Below are 2,279 nucleotides of genomic sequence, written 5' to 3'. Positions count from 1 at the left end.
CGCATGGTCCGGCGAGTCAAAGTGTTCCTCCAGCTTGACGGTGCGGCCGTCGGAATATTGGATCTCGATGTCCCGCCAGGAATTGATGTCGATCTCCTCGATGCCGTCTGCGAAGATGTACTTGGTCAGGAATCCATACTCGGCCATCTCCGTATACAGGGCGTCTACCAGCTCGCTCTGGCTCATGCCGTCCACCGCCATGCGATTGTCCTGCAAATAGCGGGCGATCCGGCGCTTCATCTGCTCCTTGGCCTCGTCGCCGTTCTCCGTGATCAGGGTGGCATAGGTACCGGAGAGGTAGGACTGTACCTGACTGAGAACCTCCGCGAAGGGTATCCCCTCGGCCTGGGGAGCAAAGAAGACATCGCTCGCCTTGGGGGCGACCTTGGTTTCTGCAAAAATAGTCCTTCCGGTATTTTCCTCGAAGGAGATATCATGCACCTCGGCCTGCTCCTGCCTGGCTTCCGCCGGGGCGGCGGCCGGGGCCGCAGCGAACAACGAATTGCTTCTTCTGTCGCCAAGCATCAGAACACCTCCTTGCAGATTTTTTCGATCTCCCGGCGGAACGCCTTGCTGTCTTTCATGGAGAGATCGTTCAGAAGCGTGCCCTCCAGATACTGCTCCTCCAACTCCCGGGAGTGCGGAAGCTGGAAAGCGACGCTCCCAAGTACCTGACCGATGCGGTCGGCGGCCTGGAGGGGCTTGATATTGGATGCCGCTTTGTACTGCTTGTCCTCATCCCAGTGCAGTTCCCGAAGGAGCGGGAGCTGGCTGGACAGGTAGCCAATGGATTTCAGGTCGCAGTTGGCCAGCCGGAGGACACTGTCGGCCTCCATGAGCGCCACGGCGGAGAGGATGTCATTGGCAATATAGCTGGAGCAGTCGATGACCACATAGGGAGCGATCTCACGCAGGCCGCGGATGAGCTCCTCCGCCTGCTGCTTGGTGCAGGCTGCGTAGGTATACTCGTTTTCCCCCTTGCGCAGCCCCAGCATGGTCAGGTAGGACAGCTTCTTGTGGGTGGTCAGGTTGTGCTTGATGAGATTCACAGAGATTCGCTGGGCGGCGAAGATGCTGCCCAGGGATTTGTCGCACTCCAGCTCAGAGGGCGGGCAGATGCAGGGCATCATGGGGGCGGTCATATCGCAGAGCAGCAGCGCCACATTCTTTTTCTGGGACGCCAGATGCTTTGCGATCTTCACCGCGGTCACGGTCTTGCCGCAGCCGGGGCTTCCCCAGACGGCAAGGACTCCGCCGCCGGATTCCTCGATGATTTCAACCTCCTCCGGCTCTGTGCTGCGGTGAAACAGGCTTCCTTTCATGAAGTTCATTCCGCAGCCGCCTCGCTCTCTGCGGCAGAATCGGCGCCCTCGCTTTCCCCGGTTTCGGTATTCTCAGTTGTCTCGGCAGTCTCCTCGGCTTCCGGCTCGGCGTACAGCTCCTCGATCAGAGCGTCCTGCGCCTCAATGAACGCGGAGGCATTCTCAGGCATCCCACGATAAACCAGCGCCAGATGCAGCTCGCTTTCCTGTTCCAGCCCGGCCAGCACCTTGGCCTGCTCGGTGGTCACCAGCAGGGTGACGGTGGAGGGCAGCTCTTTTTCATCCTCAACCGCCTCGCCGGTGTTGGCGTCGTAACCAGAGGAGGCGGTAACGGAGATGACCTCTACATACTGCAGCTCGGGCGGGATCACGGTTTCGCCCATGCCCTGATAGTCGGCCACGAGGACGGAAACGATATCGCCGCTCTCCAGTTTGCCGGAAAGGCCGGTGGCAAAGCTCTTGATGGTGACAGAGATGGCCTGTTTGGTGCCGTCCAGATTGTAGAGATAGGCATTTTCAGCGGCAGGCTCGTTGGAGAGCTTGCTGGCCAGAATGTAATCGCCCACCTTCAGGGCGGCGGTGGCATATTTGCCGACGACCTCGTCTTTTTCTGTCATGATGCCGGACGGCAGGTTATAGGCGCCCACCTCCACAGTCTGTACCATCTCAGCGGTGATCTCGTCGCCCTCCTTGATGTCGGCGGTGACGCGGACGATCTCAGCCTTCTCGCTGGCGCTGCGGCTGAACAGGGGCGTCACTCCGAAGCAGATGACGAGCGCCAGGAGGATACACAGCACACCGATCACGGTGCGGTTACGGAAAATCTTCATATAAGCCTCCTTATAAGAATGCTCATGTACGGTAAGGAAGCAAGCAACCGAAAACAAGAGATAGACCGCCAGCACTACACTATTCCGAACCAAAGACCAAAAGATAAGCATTGTGGGAAAATCTAAA

Annotated in this window: 2 protein-coding genes and 1 pseudogene; all 3 read right to left on the bottom strand. The window is 58.7% G+C overall.

Going from position 1 to position 2,279, the window contains the following annotated elements; all coding sequences use genetic code 11:
* Positions 1–525: pseudogene (locus ACTQ3V_RS15425) on the bottom strand (type II secretion system protein E); the annotation flags it as partial.
* On the bottom strand, positions 525–1,331 hold the full coding sequence (locus tag ACTQ3V_RS15420) for a P-loop domain-containing protein (RefSeq protein ID WP_195560599.1): 807 nt from the start codon (positions 1,329–1,331) through the stop codon (positions 525–527). The pseudogene ACTQ3V_RS15425 and the gene ACTQ3V_RS15420, both read right to left, overlap by 1 nt.
* A complete protein-coding gene (gene cpaB, locus ACTQ3V_RS15415) occupies positions 1,328–2,152 on the bottom strand; it encodes a Flp pilus assembly protein CpaB (RefSeq protein WP_441468271.1) in 825 nt (274 codons plus the stop codon). Before cpaB ends, ACTQ3V_RS15420 begins: the two co-directional genes overlap by 4 nt.
* Positions 2,153–2,279 lie beyond the last annotated feature (127 nt).

Origin of the sequence: Candidatus Agathobaculum pullicola (assembly GCF_052117205.1) — a bacterium.
Classification (GTDB): domain Bacteria; phylum Bacillota; class Clostridia; order Oscillospirales; family Butyricicoccaceae; genus Agathobaculum; species Agathobaculum pullicola.
Note: the sequence above shows the minus strand (reverse complement) of the source record. Positions and strands in the feature narration are given on the sequence as shown.

Bases quoted from the DNA above. Each gene is read 5' to 3' on its own strand.
- ACTQ3V_RS15420 (WP_195560599.1), bottom strand. From the start codon at position 1,331: ATGAACTTCATGAAAGGAAGCCTGTTTCACCGCAGCACAGAGCCGGAG.
- cpaB (WP_441468271.1), bottom strand. From the start codon at position 2,152: ATGAAGATTTTCCGTAACCGCACCGTGATCGGTGTGCTGTGTATCCTC.